Origin of the sequence: Williamwhitmania sp. (genome assembly GCA_035529935.1) — a bacterium.
Classification (GTDB): Bacteria; Bacteroidota; Bacteroidia; order Bacteroidales; family Williamwhitmaniaceae; genus Williamwhitmania.
In genome coordinates this window covers 18,386-37,819 of record DATKVT010000131.1, presented here as the reverse complement: position 1 = coordinate 37,819, position 19,434 = coordinate 18,386, and the positions used below count along the sequence as shown (strand labels likewise).

At 42.8% G+C, this 19,434-nt stretch carries 15 protein-coding genes; 5 read left to right on the top strand and 10 right to left on the bottom strand.

What is annotated here, in order from left to right; genetic code table 11:
- Nucleotides 1–678 precede the first annotated feature (678 nt).
- Both VMW01_10210 and VMW01_10205 read right to left on the bottom strand, forming a co-directional pair.
- Entirely contained in the window at nt 679–999 is a 321-nt protein-coding gene (locus VMW01_10210; GenBank protein HUW06626.1) for a hypothetical protein, read from the bottom strand.
- 27 nt (nt 1,000–1,026) lie between these two features.
- Nucleotides 1,027–1,719, bottom strand: a complete 693-nt coding sequence (locus VMW01_10205) for a Sir2 family NAD-dependent protein deacetylase (GenBank protein ID HUW06625.1) — start codon at nt 1,717–1,719, stop codon at nt 1,027–1,029.
- Nucleotides 1,720–1,947: 228 nt separating this feature from the next.
- Here VMW01_10205 and VMW01_10200 point away from each other — a divergent pair, with 228 nt between their 5' ends.
- Nucleotides 1,948–2,316 carry a YccF domain-containing protein gene (locus VMW01_10200; GenBank protein ID HUW06624.1) on the top strand — a complete coding sequence of 123 codons (369 nt, stop codon included), beginning with the start codon at nt 1,948–1,950 and terminating at the stop codon, nt 2,314–2,316.
- Nucleotides 2,317–2,395: 79 nt separating this feature from the next.
- On the opposite strand, the gene VMW01_10195 is transcribed toward VMW01_10200, so the two are convergent.
- The 5 genes from VMW01_10195 to VMW01_10175 form a co-directional block, all read right to left on the bottom strand.
- Nucleotides 2,396–5,536, bottom strand: coding sequence for an ATP-binding cassette domain-containing protein (locus tag VMW01_10195; protein HUW06623.1), 3,141 nt, complete (start codon nt 5,534–5,536; stop codon nt 2,396–2,398).
- A gap of 146 nt (nt 5,537–5,682) precedes the next feature.
- Complete coding sequence (locus VMW01_10190) at nt 5,683–6,510, bottom strand: hypothetical protein (protein ID HUW06622.1); 828 nt, start codon at nt 6,508–6,510, stop codon at nt 5,683–5,685.
- Nucleotides 6,511–6,618: 108 nt separating this feature from the next.
- The gene (dnaG, locus tag VMW01_10185; protein HUW06621.1) at nt 6,619–8,565 is read right to left on the bottom strand and encodes a DNA primase; all 1,947 of its coding nucleotides are present in this window, start codon (nt 8,563–8,565) and stop codon (nt 6,619–6,621) included.
- An 81-nt stretch (nt 8,566–8,646) separates the two neighbouring features.
- Entirely contained in the window at nt 8,647–9,354 is a 708-nt protein-coding gene (locus VMW01_10180; GenBank protein ID HUW06620.1) for a response regulator transcription factor, read from the bottom strand.
- The gene (locus tag VMW01_10175; protein ID HUW06619.1) at nt 9,347–10,936 is read right to left on the bottom strand and encodes a HAMP domain-containing sensor histidine kinase; all 1,590 of its coding nucleotides are present in this window, start codon (nt 10,934–10,936) and stop codon (nt 9,347–9,349) included. Before VMW01_10175 ends, VMW01_10180 begins: the two co-directional genes overlap by 8 nt.
- Before the next feature lie 311 nt (nt 10,937–11,247).
- Here VMW01_10175 and VMW01_10170 point away from each other — a divergent pair, with 311 nt between their 5' ends.
- Entirely contained in the window at nt 11,248–12,480 is a 1,233-nt protein-coding gene (locus tag VMW01_10170; GenBank protein HUW06618.1) for a T9SS type A sorting domain-containing protein, read from the top strand.
- Between the two features lie 70 nt (nt 12,481–12,550).
- Here VMW01_10170 and VMW01_10165 read toward each other — a convergent pair whose 3' ends face one another.
- Genes VMW01_10165 through VMW01_10155 form a run of 3 tightly spaced genes read right to left on the bottom strand, consistent with a single transcriptional unit; the run spans nt 12,551 to nt 15,502 of the window.
- A complete protein-coding gene (locus VMW01_10165) occupies nt 12,551–14,179 on the bottom strand; it encodes a C69 family dipeptidase (GenBank protein ID HUW06617.1) in 1,629 nt (542 codons plus the stop codon).
- A 26-nt stretch (nt 14,180–14,205) separates the two neighbouring features.
- Entirely contained in the window at nt 14,206–15,306 is a 1,101-nt protein-coding gene (locus VMW01_10160; GenBank protein HUW06616.1) for a BamA/TamA family outer membrane protein, read from the bottom strand.
- The gene (locus VMW01_10155; protein ID HUW06615.1) at nt 15,290–15,502 is read right to left on the bottom strand and encodes a hypothetical protein; all 213 of its coding nucleotides are present in this window, start codon (nt 15,500–15,502) and stop codon (nt 15,290–15,292) included. The genes VMW01_10160 and VMW01_10155 overlap by 17 nt, the downstream gene beginning before the upstream one ends.
- Nucleotides 15,503–15,621: 119 nt before the next feature.
- On the opposite strand from VMW01_10155, the gene gldA reads away from it, so the two are divergent.
- From gldA to VMW01_10140, 3 genes are all read left to right on the top strand, one after another.
- The gene (gene gldA / locus VMW01_10150) at nt 15,622–16,542 is read left to right on the top strand and encodes a gliding motility-associated ABC transporter ATP-binding subunit GldA (GenBank protein HUW06614.1); all 921 of its coding nucleotides are present in this window, start codon (nt 15,622–15,624) and stop codon (nt 16,540–16,542) included.
- A gap of 53 nt (nt 16,543–16,595) precedes the next feature.
- Nucleotides 16,596–17,498, top strand: a complete 903-nt coding sequence (locus tag VMW01_10145; protein HUW06613.1) for a hypothetical protein — start codon at nt 16,596–16,598, stop codon at nt 17,496–17,498.
- Nucleotides 17,499–17,746: 248 nt separating this feature from the next.
- Nucleotides 17,747–19,408, top strand: a complete 1,662-nt coding sequence (locus VMW01_10140) for an AMP-binding protein (GenBank protein ID HUW06612.1) — start codon at nt 17,747–17,749, stop codon at nt 19,406–19,408.
- Nucleotides 19,409–19,434: the final 26 nt, after the last annotated feature.

Sequence of the window (19,434 nt, the reverse complement as noted above, 5' to 3'; positions counted from 1 at the left end):
CCAAAACCAGCACCATCAAGATAGCGAAATACCAAGAGATGCCGTTAAATTTGCCGCCCTGGTAAAAGCATCAATTCGCATAAATAGCATGGGTTAACTCAATCGTTTTCCTAACCTCAGGAAGATGATAATTACCATTTTATAAGCCTTTTGCACACACCTACTCACCTATTTCAGGTAAGTATAATACTTTATTATTTGTATATCAGAACGTTACACAATATTAATACAGTTTATATACTGGCATTACATACCCCTATATGCTTATATTATGCCATGTTTTAACACTTTATTAATGATTACATATACTTATACACTCTTTTATTTTATGCCTTTTGACTAACCAATTGACTAACCAATTGACTAACCAAACTGTTTTTATCTCCAATTATACCCCTACACGCCTGGTAATAAAAAAGCCCCAATTAAGGAGCCAAACGCAGCCAAATGCTGCCCAAAATATGCCGTAAATACAACTATTCTAATGGTATTTAATCATTGCTTAACCTTTGTTTAAACAATAGGAATAATCCAGCCCATTTTATTAACCCAAAATTAACCACTTTGCACGTTTCGTTTTTTTTGTATCTTGCCACAAATTACGCCACAAATCAATAGTGGTGTATGTTTCACACAATTCAACAATTTTACAACTTTACACTATTCGTTTTATCCCCCCTACATTATTGCCTTGCCGAGAAAACGATACTGGTAAAGAATGGGGATTTCGGCATAAACTAAGCTCATTCTATAGTAGTCCTGTGGATCGAAACGCTGAAAGGAGCCTTTCTGAACTCCAGATAGCCCAATATGCAAGCTGGTATTCGCCGTAAAAGGATACTCCACAAACAGCTCACCCCATATTCCTGTTTTATTAAAACCGGCATAGCGGTCGCCATCAACCTGACTCATGGTAATACCCCCTTGAACGCCACCCTTAAATAATTGGGCTAAAACAACTCCGGGGAATAGTAGAAGTACAACAACCAAGCCTTTCATATTCAAAATGTTATTAATTACCTTGGACTACAGAAGTTTTTCAACCAGCAACTTTGCCAGTATTGGTACTCCCTTACTCGCTGGCTCTTTTATAAGCGTCATATTTTTTCTCAAATATACAGGGAGATCATTAGGATCGATTAGGAATAACGGTAAATCTTTTCCGCAATAATCGACTAATCCGGCTGCGGGGTAGACGTTGAGCGATGTCCCAACAACAACAAAGATGTCTGCCGTCTTAACCAACTCCACTGCCGCTGGATAGTTGGGGACAGATTCACCAAACCACACAATGTAGGGTCGCAGCTGTGAACCCTTCTCGCAACGGTCACCAATATTTAGCGCCCAAGTTTTAAGGGTATAAACCAATGATGGGTCAACGGTACTTTGAGCCTTTCGTAGCTCTCCGTGCAGGTGAATTACCTGCTTGCTACCTGCCTGCTCGTGCAGGTCATCGACGTTTTGGGTTATAACAATAACCTCAAAGTGCTCCTGCAGGTTAGCAATGCCAATATGACCAGCGTTGGGTTTCGCTGCAAAGAGCGCCTTTCGTCTCTCATTATAAAATCGGAGCACAAGCGCAGGATTGGTTCGCCACGCTTGGGGACTGGCCACCTCGTCAACATTGTATTGCTCCCAAAGTCCACCCATATCGCGAAAAGTTTTAAGCCCACTTTCAGCGCTTATACCAGCACCACTGAGAACAACCAATCTTTTCATGCACCTCCAGTTTAAAAATATGTTCCTCCACCAACACAAAACGAAAAATAGGTGACCGGTGTTGTTCACCAATCAACTAACAAAAGAAACAAGCCCAAAGCGTTAAGTTCAATTACTTAAATACTATTCACTTGGCATATTTTTGTGCATTATGCCTACCGAATCATTTGTTTTTACTTTTAAAATCCAAAAGAAAAAGTTTCTTTTGTTTAGGAAATAGCTAGAATGATGAAAACACTCGGAAATATTGTTTGGCTGCTCTTTGGTGGCCTTGTAATTTCTTTTGAATATTTAATTGGCGGAACCATTCTCTGCATAACCATCATAGGCATACCCTTTGGAATACAAGCCTACAAGTTGGCATGGGTTGCTCTTTGGCCTTTTGGTCGAAAAATTGAAACCACAGAACGGTCGAGCGGTTGTATTTCAATATTACTCAATATTATATGGTTGGCTTTTGGCGGCATATGGATCGCACTTAGCCATCTTGTTTTTGGTGCACTTCTGGCTATTACCATTGTAGGCATTCCGTTTGCCGGACAACATGTTAAGTTGGCTGGATTAGCCCTTTCTCCTTTTGGCAAAGAGGTTTATTAAGTCGGCTTAATAATATCAATCCTGTTTTCTTAAAGGAATTTCTCTATACTTTCCAATCTAGTTCGACCTGTACGCAGGTTTATACACTTCGGTCTGCACCTTTTTCCTGCTGCGATTTTCGGATTCGAATGTTATCAAAGTAGGTGATGATTCTTCGCAAAACATCAAACTGAAGGGTGACGGCAAAAAACAGGTTAATAACCCAGATAAAGGCTAGGTTGAACCAGAGGGTGTCCACGTAATGCCCATTAAATTTTTTCATTGGAGCATAGAACTGCGCTCGTCCCCAATTCATGGTTGGCATCATAAAGATGGGATCCTTTTTGCGAATAATTTGGGTTGGTCGCTCAAGCATCTTGTTAACTTCTTGGGTGTTTAGAACATAGTCTGCAAGGGCTTTATTATAGTAATCTTGACGCAACTTAACTACCGCATCGATACCAAGGTGATCTACCAATCGTCGGTAGATGCTATCCTTTTCGTGTGTGGCTGAATCAGCCTGATCGAAATAGTATTTCTTTATAAAGTACAGATAGCCCGTGGCTTCTTCAAACACATTGCTTGTAAGGCCCGCATCATCCATCTTGCCGAGATACTCAAACGGTGGTTTACCTGATTCATTTTGCAGAGCAACCATTTCGTTCTTCACAACAATCAGTCGGCTATTTATTGCAGCAATGGAACCGCCAGACTCCTTATAACGCATGGCATCCTCCAGCATATTCTGCAACTTCGGAATAAGAAAACTGGTGTTGTAGGATGCAGTGCTTATAACTTGCTCGTAGGGGAAAAATACCTTTTCAAATTTATTATCGCGGAACTGCTCTACAGCCAACGCCTCATATGCCCAACGCGACACCATTAAGTCTCCTACCAACGGAACGTATACCTTATCGGTAAGCTTTCGGTGAAGGTAATCGAACGGAACTATGGTTCCGCTAAGGAGTAACTGTGGAACCAAGATTAGGGGAATAAGAATGTAAATAGCGACCACAGAATTAAGGCCCGAAGAGATATTTAATCCAATTATATTAGCAAAGCAGCTGGTAGTAAATAGAACCAGCCAGTAAACCAGCAACATTCCCTTAATTTGAAGAATATAGCTCCCGACTAGTACAAACAGTGCCATTTGAATGGCTGAAACCCCAAAAAGAAAAAGGATTTTAGAATTCAAATAGCTGAACCGGCTGAGGTTAAGAAACGACTCTCGTTCTAGAATTTTCCTGTCCTTAATTATTTCCTCTGCACTTACCGTAAGACCTAAAAACAAAGCTACCACAACGCTCATTAACAAGAATGCTGGAAGATTTCTATTCTCGCTAAATATGTAGGTATTTCCTGCGGCGTACTTTGTAAAGTATCCTAAAATAAAAGCCAAAACAGGAGCCTCGAGCAAATTAATGATGAGATACTGCTTATTAGATAGCTTGGCCAAAAGAGTTCGCAGAAAGAATATCTGCATCTGAACCTCAATGTTGGGGATATTGAAGTAATTTTTGGGGATTATCCTTTTCGATTCCTTCCGCTTTATTCGTGGCTGTATATGCTCTTTGTATAACTCATGCCATTTTTCTGATGTTTTCCGCCGTTTACGGGTGTACCTCCCATCCTTATCAACCTCCTTCGATTCTATGATTTCCAATATCTGCTCTGGATTCACGTTACCACAGTATGGACACTCCGTTTCGGAAGCGTTTACCTGGGTATTCATCCGCTTAAAGTAGACAATGGCATCGAGCGGATTCCCTTGAAAAATTGGATAGCCCCCTTTGTCGAAGATCCAAAGCTTATCGAGCATCTTAAAAATACGCGACGACGGCTGATGAATATTTGCTATCACCAACTTTCCCTTGCGGGCTTGATCCTTCAGCAGCTCCATTACCATCACCGAATCCTGAGATGATAGTCCTGACGTGGGTTCATCAACCATGAGCACGGAGGGTTCGCGCATGAGCTCAAGTGCAATGTTTAGGCGCTTTCGCTGACCACCGCTTATGGACTTATTGAGTGGATCACCAACCTTGAGGTCGCGAATATCCTCCAAGTCGAAGTCACGAAGAATGTGCTCAACTGTTTCGCGCAGCTTATACTCCGAAAAATTGCTAAACGAGAGCTTGGCGTTGTAGTATAAATTCTGGTATACCGATAGGTCTTCAAAAAGTAAATCGTCCTGTGGAACAAAACCAATAACTCCCTCTAGCCTAAATCGCTCACGATGAACATCGTACCCGTTAATTAATACCGTTCCTGTTTGAGGCTCTATTTTCCCGTTGAGAAGGTTCAGCAATGTTGATTTTCCAACCCCACTTCCACCCATCACCCCGATAACTTGACCCGACTCCTCCCAAAAGCTGAACTGCTTTATCCCATTTTGGCTTCCCTTGAAACGAAAAGAGAGATTCTCAGCACAGAAAATGATGCTATTGCTACCTGCATGAGCGAATAGCTGGCTTTCTATTTCACGAAAATAGATGGGTTCGTTCTCAGGGATTTTAATGATAGACCCGGTATCTATAATATAAGTTACACCCGAAATTATAGCCCTATTGCCAACATACACCTCACCTGTTCCAAAATACCTTAAAAGAAACTGATTGATGGTGTCGAGCTTCAAAATAAAAATACTCCCTTGGAGATTAGGCCTAACAATAAACTTCCGCTCCTCCTCACGTGGCCTATTCGTCTCCACCCAAAGCCCTTCTAATTCCTCTATTTGCAACTCTTCCGAATCAGAAATTATTAGCAATTGATTTCTGGAAATACTATTCTTAAAGGGAGATACTACAAACTGAAAGATGTTTTCAAACTCTCTGGTGCCAATATTGAAGCATTGTGCCACGATGTGCACAAAATGCTCCTCTTGTGTGGTAATAATTCCATCTACATTAATGAATTCTAGAAGTCTAAGAAAAACAACGATTCGCTCGGTTTTATGAAGGCTTTTTGTAATATGCGAACATATCTTAGATGCTTGAGTCGCCACCATGGTCCCATCGGCTGCTACCACCATAATGGTTGAATCTACCTCCGAAAGTTCTTGCTTGTAAAAGGTGAAGTAGTCCTCAAAAAGTTTGAGATACTCCCTTGAATGTTCTTCACCAATATGCTGAGCGAGGTACGACGCCACAATTTGCTTCCCTCTTGCAGAGATGTTTGAATTGTTCTCGTTGGCAATGAGTGCAAAAAGCTGCATCAGGGCGTTCAATACCGATTCGTTCATTCTAAAAAACTTCCGTTAGGTTTATGCTCATTTTCACTCTATCCATTTTCTAATAACCGCATGGAATATAACGCATGAAATTTACAAAAAAAAACACCTGCATAAAAGCAGGTGTCTTTTCAATTGGAATATACTTTAATCACACGCTATTTAATAAGTTCGTTGCGCAATTTTTCAACAACAACGCCAAACTTGTCCAACATTTTTTGGTCAACCTTATCACCCTGAATAGTTTTATACGCATCGGCAACAACCTGCAACTTTGTTTGCATCTCAGCAATGTCGGCATTGCTCTTATTCTTGTCTAAAAGATCAAGTAACTTAATCAGAGAAGCGTCTTGGCCTTGAAGAATCTTAATGATGTCCTGAGGATTCTTGCTCGTTTTCTCTATTTCGGAGGTAATATAAACACCCTCAACCCAGCTGCCCGACATAACCAAAAGCGATAGATTATCCTTGCCATTGCTGGTCAAGAACTCATAGGTTTTGTAAAATGAATCACTAATTATTTTGATTAGGCTGTCCTGGCTATCGATGTTTTTTTCAACGCGATCGGCAAACGTAGAGTTAAACTCGGTAGAGATCTGAAGCTCATCAATCATTCTTTTCGAAACCTTTAGGTAGTTCATGGTTTCCTGCTTCATCTGATAGGTGCTGGCATAAGCTAAATCGGCACCATACACTCCAAGGTTGATAGCCTTGCTATTCTCCGTAAAATATTTGTCAGCATTAGATATGGTGTTGGAAATGCTAAGAATATAACCAGCCCCAGCTTTGTTCAAGAGGTTGGTAACCTCAAAGGCTGTTGGGAGGGGATATTTCGTAACTTCCTTTACCAGAGAGTCCTTTGGAAGGTTGTCATCCTGAGTTGCCTTGCTGGCTTGTTGTCCACCACCACAGGCAGCAAACAGAAATAGGGAAGTTAGTGCCATTCCGGCGAGAGCGAGTTTCCGTGCGTTTGTCATCGTTTTCATAATAAGCATGGTTTATACAGTAATGTTGTTATAATAACCAGTTCCAAGCACGAAATTTACAAAAAAAAACACAAAGTGTCTTCAACATCGTCATAATACACTATTGCGCTATAATACAACACGATCCAACTCTTTTGCAAGCTTCATTTTAAGCGCTGTAAGCTGCGAAAACTGTGTTAAAATGTTGTTTACGCCATCGAGTTCTCCGTTTTTAGAATGTTCCGACAGCTGCGTCAGGAGTTTTCCCATTACGGTTTGAATAATCTTAGTCTTATAAACAATCACAGCCTTAGGTACGGCCTTGCTAAGAATCATCTCCTCGGTTTCGACATGTGCGCTGTGCTTTTCCCACAGCTTGCTGGCATGGTGTTCCGAACTCAGAATATTTACAGCAAGCTCACTCACCGCTACATCAGGATGGTGGAGAAAGTTTCGAGCTTCCGGGATTAGCCCAGTTTCCATCATCCGATAATACTCATCAAATAGTTGACGGTAAGCTAGGTTTGTAAATTCCAACTCATCGTTTTTTACCTCTGAAATTATATAGCTGGCAATGGATACAGATACAACTTCACCAGTTGTTGCGTCATCGAATTTGTAAAGTTCCTGGCTACCAAACTTTAGCAGGTAGTATATTAACTCTTTTTCTTGTTCCTCACAAAAAACACCCTGAATAAACGAGGGTAGCGCCAGCTCCTTATGCTCTTGATATGGCGTATTGAATGCCGGCGCCTTTTGCTGCTCAGCATCATACTTCTTCCTTCTGTTGGTTCCAACCTCCGAAAAAAGAACCCGCTCTTCAATGTCGAGCATTCTACTGCACTCTCGGGTATAGACTGTGCGGGTGATAGCGTCGGGAATGGAACTAATGGATCGGACAATATCCGAGATCAGATTTGCCCGTAACACAGGGTCCTTTCCTGCGTCTTCCAGTAGTAGGTGCGTTTTAAACGAAATAAAATCCTCCTCCTTCTCCCCAATAAATGCAAGGAGCTCACTTGCCGAACGTGTTCTAGCAAAGGAATCGGGGTCCTCCCCCTCAGGTAGCAACAATACCCTTACGTTCAATCCCTCTTCAAGCACGAGGTCGATTCCACGAAGCGACGCCTTTATTCCTGCCGCATCACCGTCGTATAAAATGGTAACGTTAGGAGTAAAGCGCTTGATGAGCCTAATCTGCTCAATAGTTAGGGAGGTTCCCGAACTGGCAACCACATTCTCTACTCCAGCTTGGTGCAGCGAAATAACGTCGGTATAGCCCTCCACCAGAAGACATTTGTTTTCGCGCGTTATGGCCTGTTTGGCAAAGTATATTCCATAAAGGGTTTGACTTTTGTGGTATACCTCGCTCTCCGGGGAGTTTAAATACTTTGCCGTCTTCTTATCGTTACGGAGAATACGGCCACCAAATCCGATAACCCTGCCGCTAATGGAGTGAATGGGGAAGATGACTCTGCCAAAAAATCGATCCATTAGCCCATGCTCATTGTCGATGGTAAGTCCTGTCTTTACGAGATACTCCTTCTTATATCCTTGTCGAAGGGCGGCTTGGCTAAATGCATCGCGGCTATCGAGGGCGTAGCCTAGCTGAAACTTTTTAACGGTTTCGTCACGCATGCCACGCTCCTTGAGGTACCCTAAGCCAATATTTTTTCCGTCAACGTGATGGTAAAGCGTGTCGGAGAAGTGTCGCTGAGCCCAGGCATTCAGTACCATCATGCTCTCGCGGTCGTCATTTTGGCGCACCTCGTCCTGGCTAAGCTCGCGCTCCTTTACCTCAATATTGTATTTCTTGGCTAGATATTTAAGTGCATCGTAGTAGCTAAGATGCTCCAGCTCCATGACAAAATTTACCGAGTTCCCCCCCTTGCCGCAACCAAAGCACTTAAAAATCCCTTTGGCCGGAGAAACAGTAAACGATGGCGTTTTTTCGTTGTGAAAAGGACATAGACCCAAATAGTTGACTCCCCGCTTCTTCAGCGATACAAAATCCTGAACCACCTCCTGTATGCTGGCCGCGGCCATAATGCGCTCTACTGTAGCTGAATCAATCATCAAACAATTGGTAATCTATTTGTTATAAAAATCTAGCGTGAATACAAAGGTAACAATTATAGCTGCTTTTGTTCTCGTTTATCAATCAGAATCGGAAACCCTTAGTATGAAACCTGTTCCGTGAATATTTTCAATAACGATGGAAGGATCATCGGCCAGATATTTCCGCAGTCTTGCAATGTATACGTCCATGCTTCGTGCTGTAAAGTAAGAAAAGTCACCCCAAATCTGGCGCAAAGTCTCTTCCCGCTCGAGCACAAGATTCCGATGCTCGTTCAGCAAAAGCAAAAGATCAAATTCCCTTGGTGAAAGTCGGTGTACTACACTATCAATCCTTAGTGTTCTGGTGTCGGTGGCGAGGGTAAACCGACCCAACCTAATCTCCTGCAAAATTGCCGGGTGTAGGATCTGTCCAACATTAGACCGCCGCAGAATAGCTTGAATTTTGAGAAGCAACAACTCTGAATCAAATGGTTTTGTAATGTAATCGTCGGCACCTAAACCATAGCCCGCCACCACGTCCTCCTTCATGGATTTCGCAGTAAGAAAAATGAACGACACATCGGGATCGACCATTCGTATGTGCTTTGCTAGAGTAAATCCGTCCAATCCGGGTAGCATAACATCAAGAATGCAGAGGTCGTGTGCACCCACCTTATACTGAGCCTTTGCCGAAGATCCATCGGAGATGAGGGTTACCGTGAAGTCGTTCATTTGAAGGTAAGCTTTTAGCACTGCGCCAAAGTTTACATCATCCTCAACCAATAATAGTTTTGCACTCCTATTCATTGTTAGCCTTTCTTTCGGGAATAAAAACAGAAAAGGAAGATCCTTTTCCTTGCTCACTTTTTAGCTTTACAACTCCCCCGTGCAGCTCAACCACCTCCTTAACGTAGCTCAACCCCAAACCAAATCCCTTTACATTGTGGACATTGCCATGCGGCACTCGGTAAAATTTCTCAAAGACTCTCCGCTGCTCATCCCGGCTCATGCCAATTCCCTTGTCCTCAACAGTTAGCACCACATCTCCAAGGCTCAAACCTACAAATACAGTTACTTGCGGAACACCGGATGAGTACTTTATAGCATTGTCGATGAGGTTCGTGACCATGCTCTCCAAGTGTGCATGATCGCCATGGATATATAACTCACCCAAAGCGGGCTCAAAACGAATAAATCCACCTCGTTCTTTTGCCATAATTTGCATTTTAGCAACCACCGCATCCACCAAAGCACCAAAATTTATTTCAGTGAAAACAAGACGTAACTCTTTACGCTCCAAGCGGGCAGCCTGTAGCACCTGTTCAACCATCCTATTCATTCTAAAGTTCTCATCGCGGATTGCCGCAGTGAAGTACTTTATGTTTTCGGGATTGCTAATCGTCTTCGTGTTTTCTATCGAATCCACGGCCAGTCGAATTGTGGCAATGGGTGTTTTTAGCTCGTGTGTCATGTTGTTAATGAAATCGGCTTTCATATCAGCCAACTTCTTCTGCCTCACAATTGTCCTCAACGAAAGGTAAAAAGTAATAACCATAATTAAGGTAAACACCAGTGATGCCACACCTGGTACAAAAGCCGATGAGTATATCTGCCTCCGCCTAAGGGGAAGATAAACGTGCAGCGTATCGGTAAGCGGTATAATGTTCTCGGGGAAAAGTGCCGTTTTATAAATGTGACCAACATAAAGGCTATCATAACCCTTAGAGGAAAAAACCATTCGGGAGGTAGGTCCACTGGTAACGCAAATCTTTGCTGCTGGAGATACTCCTTTTGCAGTGAGCTCCTCATCCACCATCTTTTCGAGCCCCTTAAAGTCGACTCGTTTTTCAAGCGGCAGCTTAGATGCATCGGCATCAACAGCAATTTGCCGCATGATGTTTAACTTATTTTTATAGGCATTGCGAACCAGCTCCAGCCATTGCGCCCGCCCAGTAATGGAATCATCACTCTGGCTATTTATGGTATGTGTCACAACCCGACTACCATTCTTACCCAACTCATTCACGATCCACTCCATCTTAAAGTGGTTGTTGGCAATAGTTGCGTTAAGGCTATTTGTCGACTTGTGAATCGCTTCCGCAATTACCGCCTCTATAGAGTCTACATTGATTCGCTCAACCGTAGATTTCACCTGCATACTCTCCGGCGCCAAAACAGAGTCGGAGAAGAAATATACCGAGGATTTCCCTTTTCCCTTGCTCCTGACCTTTATGGATTTTTGCGATAATGTAACTGGCTTATCGGGACCGGTATAAACAATTTCGCTCTCTTCCCGAATCTGTTTACCATGCCCCTTGTGCCGAATTTTGGGAGTTTGAAATGCTGGAGCAACAAGGCTATCTTTATCCAACTCACTTGCCAAGAGCACAACCTTTCGCTTTTCCAGCTTACGAACCAGAGAGCTGAGCGCCTCATTTACCGATGCATCGAGCTGAGCCTCCTACACCTGCAAGGCATTTCGAATCCAAAAGACTTGAATCGCAATTATTCCCGCAAGCGAAAGGCCAACTAAAATAAATATCAGCGTTATTCTTCGTTTGTTCATACCCCAAAGGTAGGAAAAGAGAAAACGCATTGCATCAACATTAACTTTTCGTTAGCTCTTATTAACCGACCATTAACACTCAATCCATCAGCGCATTGGTAGTTTTGTAACAATTATCAAACTATACAACTACTATGAAAACAGCTATTGTAAAAACGACAAAAGTGGCGGTGCTTACAGCTATTTCCCTTTTTGCAGCCTCCACCCAAGCGGTATCGCAAGATCAACCGCACAAAAGCGCTACTTGGAATAGCGACAGCGACACCATTATCATTTCGCCTTGGGATAATAACATTGTCTTGGACTTAAGAACCATGCCAAACGGTGACAGCTTAGAGCGAGTGATAAAAAAATCGCTCCACAACTTTTACTTCAACTCCGACTCCATTTCCCAAGAGATAAATAGGGCTATGGCCGGGATGTGGGTCAACCTAGATAGCCTTAACGACCAAATAACCCTTCCTGAAATGCAGTTCTTTTCGGACGATTCGGACTTCCTTATGGAAGAAGATACCGTTGGTCGTCCGCACAAACAACAGATCGAAGTTGAACAGTTTGATTCATCCAACCCCAAAGAGATGCAAGAAATGCTTAAAAAACTAGAAGTTGAAGGGAAATTACCCCAGAAGGGAGAGTATTCAGGATTAAAGGTTTACCGAATTACTCGTGGAGATTCTTCCGAACAAAAGGTGTATTTGCAACCCAAGGGCAAGGAGGAATGGATTGATGCAGCAACGGGAAAACCAGTAAAAGATGGACATTACGGCTACTTTTTCAACCCCAAAGGTAAAAAGCATGTAATGGTGCTTTCTCGAGCCGTCATAACAAAATCGGGTAAGCCAGGCAACTGTAAAACCGAAAAAATAATTGTTAATTCAAAGGGGGGTAAGCAGATTAAAATCATTATCTCCGACAAAGACTCTACCAATGCTGTCGGACCAAAGAGCAAATCATACGTTGTTATGGTTAACCAAAATTCCTATAAGAAAAAGGTGAAAAAAATAGTGATGAAAAAAATGGAATCGACCTTAATTGTATCCGATCCTTCCAACGAAGAGATTGCCATGCTTGAAAAAGGTGGATTTAAAAAGGAAAAGAGTGATAAAAAAATCCCCGATGGCAATCTCTCTGTTGGATTGGAATCGTCGGAATCGACAAACAACTTAACCCTTGCATTTACACCAGCGGCAAGCGGTAAGTTAACCGTTAAAATTGCTGGGGAAGAGGGGAAAATTCTCGTGAATGATACCCAGAGTGTCTCGGACTCATTCAAAAAAAGTTACAAGCTCGACAAACCAACAGGTAATTACTTTCTGCAACTTGTTTTCGACGGAAGAAGCATTACTCGTAAAATCGTAATCAAGTAGCATTCATTTTACGGAAAAGCAAAACGCCAGTCTTAAATAGAGACTGGCGTTTTTTGCAACCATGTAGCTGTTAAAAATTTGTTGGCTCTTTTGATTCCTGATTCTCATACCACACAGGAATGGCTATACCGGGATTATCTTTCAGGGCTCTACGATACCATTCCTGCGGATATCCAACCTGCTGTGGATTGCCAAGGCTGTCCTGCACATAGCCATCGTTGTAGCGTGTAATCAGGTCGAAGAGCAGCTCCGTCCACTTACTAAAGACCTTATTGCCAGCATCTACCGAAAACTGAGTCAACGCGGCGTGCATTTTCTCCGGATCATTCTTCAACGCCAGCGCCTTACTATCCATTTCTAGTATTTCGCTGCGAAAATCCGCCTCCATCTGCTGCTGAACCTTTTGAATATCCTTAACCATATAGCTGTACTTAAGGTTGGCATAGTTGGCCACAAGGTTAAAAATCCACCAGGCCGAATTCATGGAAAAGTGTCGAAGTGTCCCCTCTGTAAATGGCTTTGGGACATCGGTAACTCCGGCATAAATGGGAAAGTAGCAGGTGGTATAGGTGTCGTCCACGCCATACCATAATATTCCACCTATTGGGTTTGGCAACCATCCTCGTAACTGAGCAATAAAGGAGAAGCCTGTATTATAGGTAGAAATGCATCGCTCCCACGTTCCCTGCACCGAATCAACCTGAAAGGTCAATGGCCTCCAATAATCGGGAGAACCAAACGGACCAGCGGCAAGTCCTTTGGTCATTTCAATGGAGGTTCCCTCATAATGATCACGAATAAGGGCCATCACATCCTGAAGCCTCAACTTCTTGTCGGGCTTTATCCACAATGGATAGCGTTTGGCACCTTGAACTCCTCTGTTGTAATCCATAGAAAGGTGCATACTTGGGGCAATTCGGTTGAAGAGACTCCACACCCGGGTTTCACAATAGCGCAGCTTGGTTGGATCAGCGGGGTCGTAGGCCTGGTTAAACTGAAATGGCTTGCCCGACTTTGGATTGTAGTAGCCCTTTTTTACCGCGAACGATATTACATTTTTTGAGTAAATACACTCTTCGGGCTTATCGAGCGGGAATTCTCCAATGCGGGAATGGTTGGCATGTGCACATACATATCCATCCGGGATTTTTACCGCCACCCAAATCGGGCCAGATTCATCACCGCCGCTTCCAATCATTTCGAGTAGCCAAGCTTCGTTTGGATCGACAATAGAAAATGACTCGCCCGTGCTGCCGTATCCGTATGTTCCAACAAGGTTTGTAAGTACTTCAACCGCCTCGCGAGCCGTACGCGATCGCTCAAGGGCCATCTGCATCATTTGCCAGTAGTGTAATGGTTTGGTTTTATCCCAAAGCTCCTCGCGCCCGCCAAATGTAGTTTCACCAATTGCCACCTGGTACTCGTTGATATGTGGGCCAACGGCGGCATAGGTTTGAGCTACTTCTGGAATGGTTCCGGTGGCTCCAGTTTCCCAGTTCATTAAACGGATTACCTCGCCTGGCTTAGCTGTTCTCGCCGGATCGTAGCGCAGGTGTGGAAGAAATTCACCATCACAGGTATAGACGATATAGGCTGAACCATTATGAGATGCGCCCTTGGTGACAATTAGGTTAGTACAGGCACTGCCCTGATTTGTGAGAACCACGCTCACAACAAGGTAAAGAAAATACTTCTTCATGAAAAGAGTGTTTTAGCAATTTGCTACTAAAAGGCCTCCAGCGCAGTAAAGTAATAAAGAGGTTTACCCCCTGGTGAATATCCTGTGTCGAAGCGGAGGTTTACGCCAGCCTTATTCAGCCTATAACGAAACCCACCCCCAAACGAAATGTTGGACTCTTTTATAAGAAATTCGTTTACAACAGGAGCAACATCAGCTGCCGCTATAAAAGTTGTGGCATAAAGCCGACGAAAGATATTGGCCCGAAGCTCAAGCTGCGTCGCCATCATCATCTTGTCGCGGTAACGCCCCTGCCTTACTCCTCGAAGTATATCAGAACCACCCTCCATCGGTAACCGTTGAAATGGTACCTCACCCCAAGTAAAATCACCAAAATATTGGAAACCCAACGAAATTCTTCGTGTAAGTAACCCAAATTCACGAATATCTATGGTGAAACGGGAGTAATCACAATCGCTTAAAAAAATCTTACTGTTCACAAGCAACGAGAGCTTATAAAAACTACCGGTTCTTGCAAAAAACATATTATCACGGCTGTCCCAAGTAGCCAGCGCACCAAGTGCTGCGGTAAGATATTCCCCGTTACCTCTAATTTCTTCATTTGCATAACGGCTTAAGGGAAGGGAATCCTTCATCCTGCCATAATCAATGAACATTTGAACGCCCAGCATGAGATCGGCAAAAATCACTTTCTGACGCTGAAGCAAAAAGGAGAGATTTTTCCACGTATAATTTTGGCTACTATCGGCATGCCGACCAATACCATAAAACTTATCGGGATAGTTCATGGCCACCACCCTACCTGAGTAGAAGCTTCGCTTATCGTCAGAAAAAACCTTTGGGGAGATGGATGCCTTAAACTGATCGTTGAGCGTGTATGTTAAATCTCCCTGAATGTTCGAGACCTTTCGGCTGTTGTCTTTGGAGAAGTAGTAACCGGAAGAGAGTCCAAATGCCCAACGAGTTTCAGGAGCATAAATTGCTGTGGGGATCACCAAAAAACTATTCTGGCCACGGCTAACCGAATCGGGTAAAACCTCAACTGGCTTTACCTGAGAGAAAAGAGGGACGCAAACGCTAAGCAAGCCAATTGTAATTGGAGCCCAGCGGTTATTGTTTTTCCACATCTACCTTGCTCTTTCGGTTTTGAAAAACCTGATTTAATATTACCACGATACCCAGTAAGGCTAACCCGGAAATATTGAGCACTGGATTTGTTAAGGAAGTTCCTTGCTGCAGCGCGGTAATAAGCATCGGGGTGTTAAAACCAAGAAAAATTGCAATGAAAGTGAGTAGTCCTAATCGAAATGGAGTGATATACATAATACCAATTTGTTAAATGAGACGTTTCTAGTTTATGATACGACAAAAAAAAGTATCTGTGTCATTTGATACGATATTTTCTGGTAATTTGTAGCTTTGTCGATCTACAAAATATAGCCATGTCCATTGAAGTACGCAATATAACCAAACTTTACGGAGAACAGAAAGCACTTGATGATGTTTCTTTCACCGTAAATTCAGGAGAGGTCGTTGGATTTCTCGGCCCAAATGGTGCAGGAAAATCAACGCTCATGAAAACCCTCGTTGGCGTGATCCACCCCAATTCCGGCGTTGCCCTTATCAACAACATCGATGTTTCGGCAGATCCATTTACCATTAAAAGTTTGATAGGCTACCTGCCAGAGCACAATCCACTCTATACTGATATGTATGTGAAGGAGTTTTTAACCTTCATTGGTAATTTACATCGCGTGAAAAATCTTCAACAGCGAGTCGACGACCTCGTTGAACTTACTGGACTTGGGATGGAAAAGCACAAAAAAATATCCATGCTCAGCAAGGGTTATCGACAACGAGTTGGCCTAGCTCAAGCCCTAATTCACGACCCAGAGGTGCTCATTCTTGACGAGCCCACAACGGGCCTTGACCCCAACCAAATTGTGGATATTCGAAACCTAATCAAAGAGGTTGGGAAAACAAAGACAGTGATGCTCTCCACCCATATCATGCAAGAGGTAGAGGCCGTGTGTAGCAAGGTCATAATTATAAGTAAAGGAAAAATTGTTGCCAACGAAAATCAGGACGACCTAAAGCTTCATGCCCAAGGTGGAGACACCTCCGTATTTGTTGAGTTTACCGAAGATATTGACCCCGAATTTTTTAAGGGCATTGATTCGGTTTTGCGTGTTACCAAAATTGGAGCGAGGGGCTGGATGCTTCTGGTGGAGAAAAACGGAGACCCAAGAGTTGCCATCTTTAATAAAGCGGTTCAGCAAGGAGCAACCATAATTACTTTACAAACGCAAGAAAAACATTTGGAAGATGTTTTCCACGAGCTCACCCTCGACGGTAATCGCTGATATTAAAAATGTTCCTATCTTCACCCACTGAAATTTAAATGGCCCAAAAGTTTATGGAAGAACAAAATTTGCAGACGGCTCAGCCCAGCCAAAAGTCGAGCATTGGCTACCTCGTCATAATTGCAGCCTTGGTTGTTATCTGTGGCTTGCTTTTCTGGAAGTATAGCGCAGAAAAGAAACAATCAGAAGTGATACAGTACCAGCTCAATGAAGAGAAGGACAGCATTGAATCGAATCTCAACAACCTATACTCCGACTACAAAAATCTTGAATCAAACAACGACTCCATAAACAACCAACTTGCTGTTGAGCGTGGTAAAATTCAGGGGCTTCTTGCTCAAATGAAGCAAGAAAAAGCCATCAACTATCAAAAAATCAAGGATTATCAAAAAGAGTTAGGAACGCTTCGATCTATAATGAAGAGCTATATCCAGCAAATTGACTCACTGAACACCATGAACCAAGCTCTCATTGCTGAAAATGTGAAGGTGAAGGAGGAATCAGGAATGACCAAAATGGCAAACCAGGAGCTGTCACAAAAAAATGAGGAACTCTCGAGTAAGGTTCAAAAAGGCTCCATAATTAAGGCTCGCGATATTGCTGCAACCCTAATTAACAAGCGTGGTAAGACGGTTACACGAGCTCGCCGTATCGATAAAATTAAGGTTTGCTTTACCCTCGTAGAAAACGATATTGCACAAGCAGGATTGCGCGATGTCTACGTCCGCATAACCGGACCTGACAAATATGTGCTGGCCAAATCTGAAACGGACCTGTTTGATTATCAGGGTCAAAAGATTGTTTTCTCAGCAAAACGAGAGATCGATTACCAGAATAAGGATGTTGATCTTTGCATTTTCTACGACAACAATGGCGACCTTGTATCGGGTTCTTACGATGTAAATATATTCACGGACGGGATGCAGATTGGAACCACTCAGTTCATGATCAAATAAAGCAATTTTTGCTTAACGAGTAAAAGACGCCTGCCCCCAAAGCAGACGTCTTTTTATTTAAACCTGATTGCCATTATAATCATTGCACCACACTGTTAAAAAAATAACGAAACCACTATGGTACAACGATTTTACTAAAATATTTGCTAAGATTAATTTTTTTATACTTTTGTCAGGTTCGCCGTTAAGGCAAACCAATCATTGCTCTTAATATCAACAACTTAACTTATTTTTAAAGAGTAATTTTTATGGAAAAAAGCTTTGTTGCCCATATTGAAAAGAGTATTCGTCAAAACTGGGAACTGCCTGCACTTAGCGATTATAAAGGAACAACCTATTACTACAAGGACATTGCTCGAAAAATTGCTAAAATCCATATCATATTTGAAAAAACAGGGATTCGAAAAGGGGATAAAATTGCGCTTGTAGGAAGAAATTCTTCCAACTGGGCCGTGGCATTTCTATCAATTACCACCTATGGTGCCATCGTTGTTCCTATTTTACAAGACTTTAAGCCCGACAATATTCACCATATCGTAAACCATTCGGAAGCGATGGTGCTGTTTACAGGCGACCAAATTTGGGACAATCTCAACGAAACAAAGATACCTGGAGTTAAGTGCATAATTTCACTGACTGCCTTCGACATTCTTCATGAGAACACACCCTTTTCAGTTCGCCAAATTCATGGTGACCTACCGCGGTTATTTAAGGAAAAGTACGCCACTGGATTTACCCCAGAATGCATTACTTACCATAGAGATGCTCCGGAAGAATTGGCTATAATTAACTATACTTCAGGGACATCAGGCTTCTCCAAAGGTGTCATGCTACCTTACCGCTCATTAAATTCAAACCTACTATTTGCCGAGGATGTGTTACCCCTAGAACCAGGCGGAAACATGGTCAGTATACTTCCACTGGCCCATGCATATGGTGGTGCTTTCGAATTTTTATACCCCATCACCAGGGGATGCCACATAAACTTTCTTACCCGCACACCCTCTCCTAAAATTATTTTGGAAGCATTTGCAGAGTTAAAGCCCAAAGTGGTTCTGTCCGTTCCTCTAATTATTGAGAAAATCTATCGAAAAAATATTCTGGATGCAATAAATAAACCATCGGTGAAATTACTGCTTAAGCTCCCCATCGTCGATCGCCGCATTTGTAAAAAAATTAACGAGAAGCTGACCTCTATTTTTGGTGGCGAATTTCACGAGGTGGTAATTGGTGGAGCAGCGCTGAACCCAGAGGTGGAAAGTTTTCTGAAAAAAATTGGGTTTCGTTTTACGGTTGGATATGGTATGACTGAGTGTGGCCCCATTGTTGCGTATGCCCCCTGGAACGAGACAAAACTCTTCTCCACCGGAAAAGCGGCACCCAGGATGCAAATAAAAATTGACTCTGACGATCCTGAAAATATCGTTGGGGAGATTCTTGTCAGGGGCGACAACGTTATGCTTGGCTACTACCGCAACGAAGAAGCTACCGAAGCGGCCTTTACCCCTGATGGATGGATGCATACCGGAGACCTTGGCCTGTTGGACAAGGATGGGTTTCTGTTTATTAAAGGTCGAAGCAAGAACATGATACTTGGTGCTTCGGGCCAAAACATATACCCCGAAGAAATTGAAGCAAGAATTAACAACATGCCCTTTGTTCAGGAATCGCTTGTTGTTGAACACTCTGGAAAATTAATCGCCCTAGTTTATCCCGACTACGAATTGGCCGATAAGCAAAAAATACGAACCGATGATATCCAAAAGAAAATGGAAGAAAACCGGATGGATGTCAACAAAATGCTTCCTGCTTATTGTCAAATCAGTGAAGTGAGACTCTATCCCGAAGAATTTGAAAAAACGCCCAAGCGCAGCATAAAGCGGTTTCTTTACCAAGCGCCTAGCGCTTAGCATATTGATTCTAACCAAAAAACGCG

What these genes read in the sequence shown, in the direction of transcription:
- VMW01_10210 (HUW06626.1), bottom strand. Translation starts at nt 999, where the DNA reads ATGAAAGGCTTGGTTGTTGTACTTCTACTATTCCCCGGAGTTGTTTTA.
- VMW01_10205 (HUW06625.1), bottom strand. Translation starts at nt 1,719, where the DNA reads ATGAAAAGATTGGTTGTTCTCAGTGGTGCTGGTATAAGCGCTGAAAGT.
- VMW01_10200 (HUW06624.1), top strand. Translation starts at nt 1,948, where the DNA reads ATGAAAACACTCGGAAATATTGTTTGGCTGCTCTTTGGTGGCCTTGTA.
- VMW01_10195 (HUW06623.1), bottom strand. Translation starts at nt 5,536, where the DNA reads ATGAACGAATCGGTATTGAACGCCCTGATGCAGCTTTTTGCACTCATT.
- VMW01_10190 (HUW06622.1), bottom strand. Translation starts at nt 6,510, where the DNA reads ATGAAAACGATGACAAACGCACGGAAACTCGCTCTCGCCGGAATGGCA.
- dnaG (HUW06621.1), bottom strand. Translation starts at nt 8,565, where the DNA reads ATGATTGATTCAGCTACAGTAGAGCGCATTATGGCCGCGGCCAGCATA.
- VMW01_10180 (HUW06620.1), bottom strand. Translation starts at nt 9,354, where the DNA reads ATGAATAGGAGTGCAAAACTATTATTGGTTGAGGATGATGTAAACTTT.
- VMW01_10170 (HUW06618.1), top strand. Translation starts at nt 11,248, where the DNA reads ATGAAAACAGCTATTGTAAAAACGACAAAAGTGGCGGTGCTTACAGCT.
- VMW01_10165 (HUW06617.1), bottom strand. Translation starts at nt 14,179, where the DNA reads ATGAAGAAGTATTTTCTTTACCTTGTTGTGAGCGTGGTTCTCACAAAT.
- VMW01_10160 (HUW06616.1), bottom strand. Translation starts at nt 15,306, where the DNA reads ATGTGGAAAAACAATAACCGCTGGGCTCCAATTACAATTGGCTTGCTT.
- VMW01_10155 (HUW06615.1), bottom strand. Translation starts at nt 15,502, where the DNA reads ATGTATATCACTCCATTTCGATTAGGACTACTCACTTTCATTGCAATT.
- gldA (HUW06614.1), top strand. Translation starts at nt 15,622, where the DNA reads ATGTCCATTGAAGTACGCAATATAACCAAACTTTACGGAGAACAGAAA.
- VMW01_10145 (HUW06613.1), top strand. Translation starts at nt 16,596, where the DNA reads ATGGAAGAACAAAATTTGCAGACGGCTCAGCCCAGCCAAAAGTCGAGC.
- VMW01_10140 (HUW06612.1), top strand. Translation starts at nt 17,747, where the DNA reads ATGGAAAAAAGCTTTGTTGCCCATATTGAAAAGAGTATTCGTCAAAAC.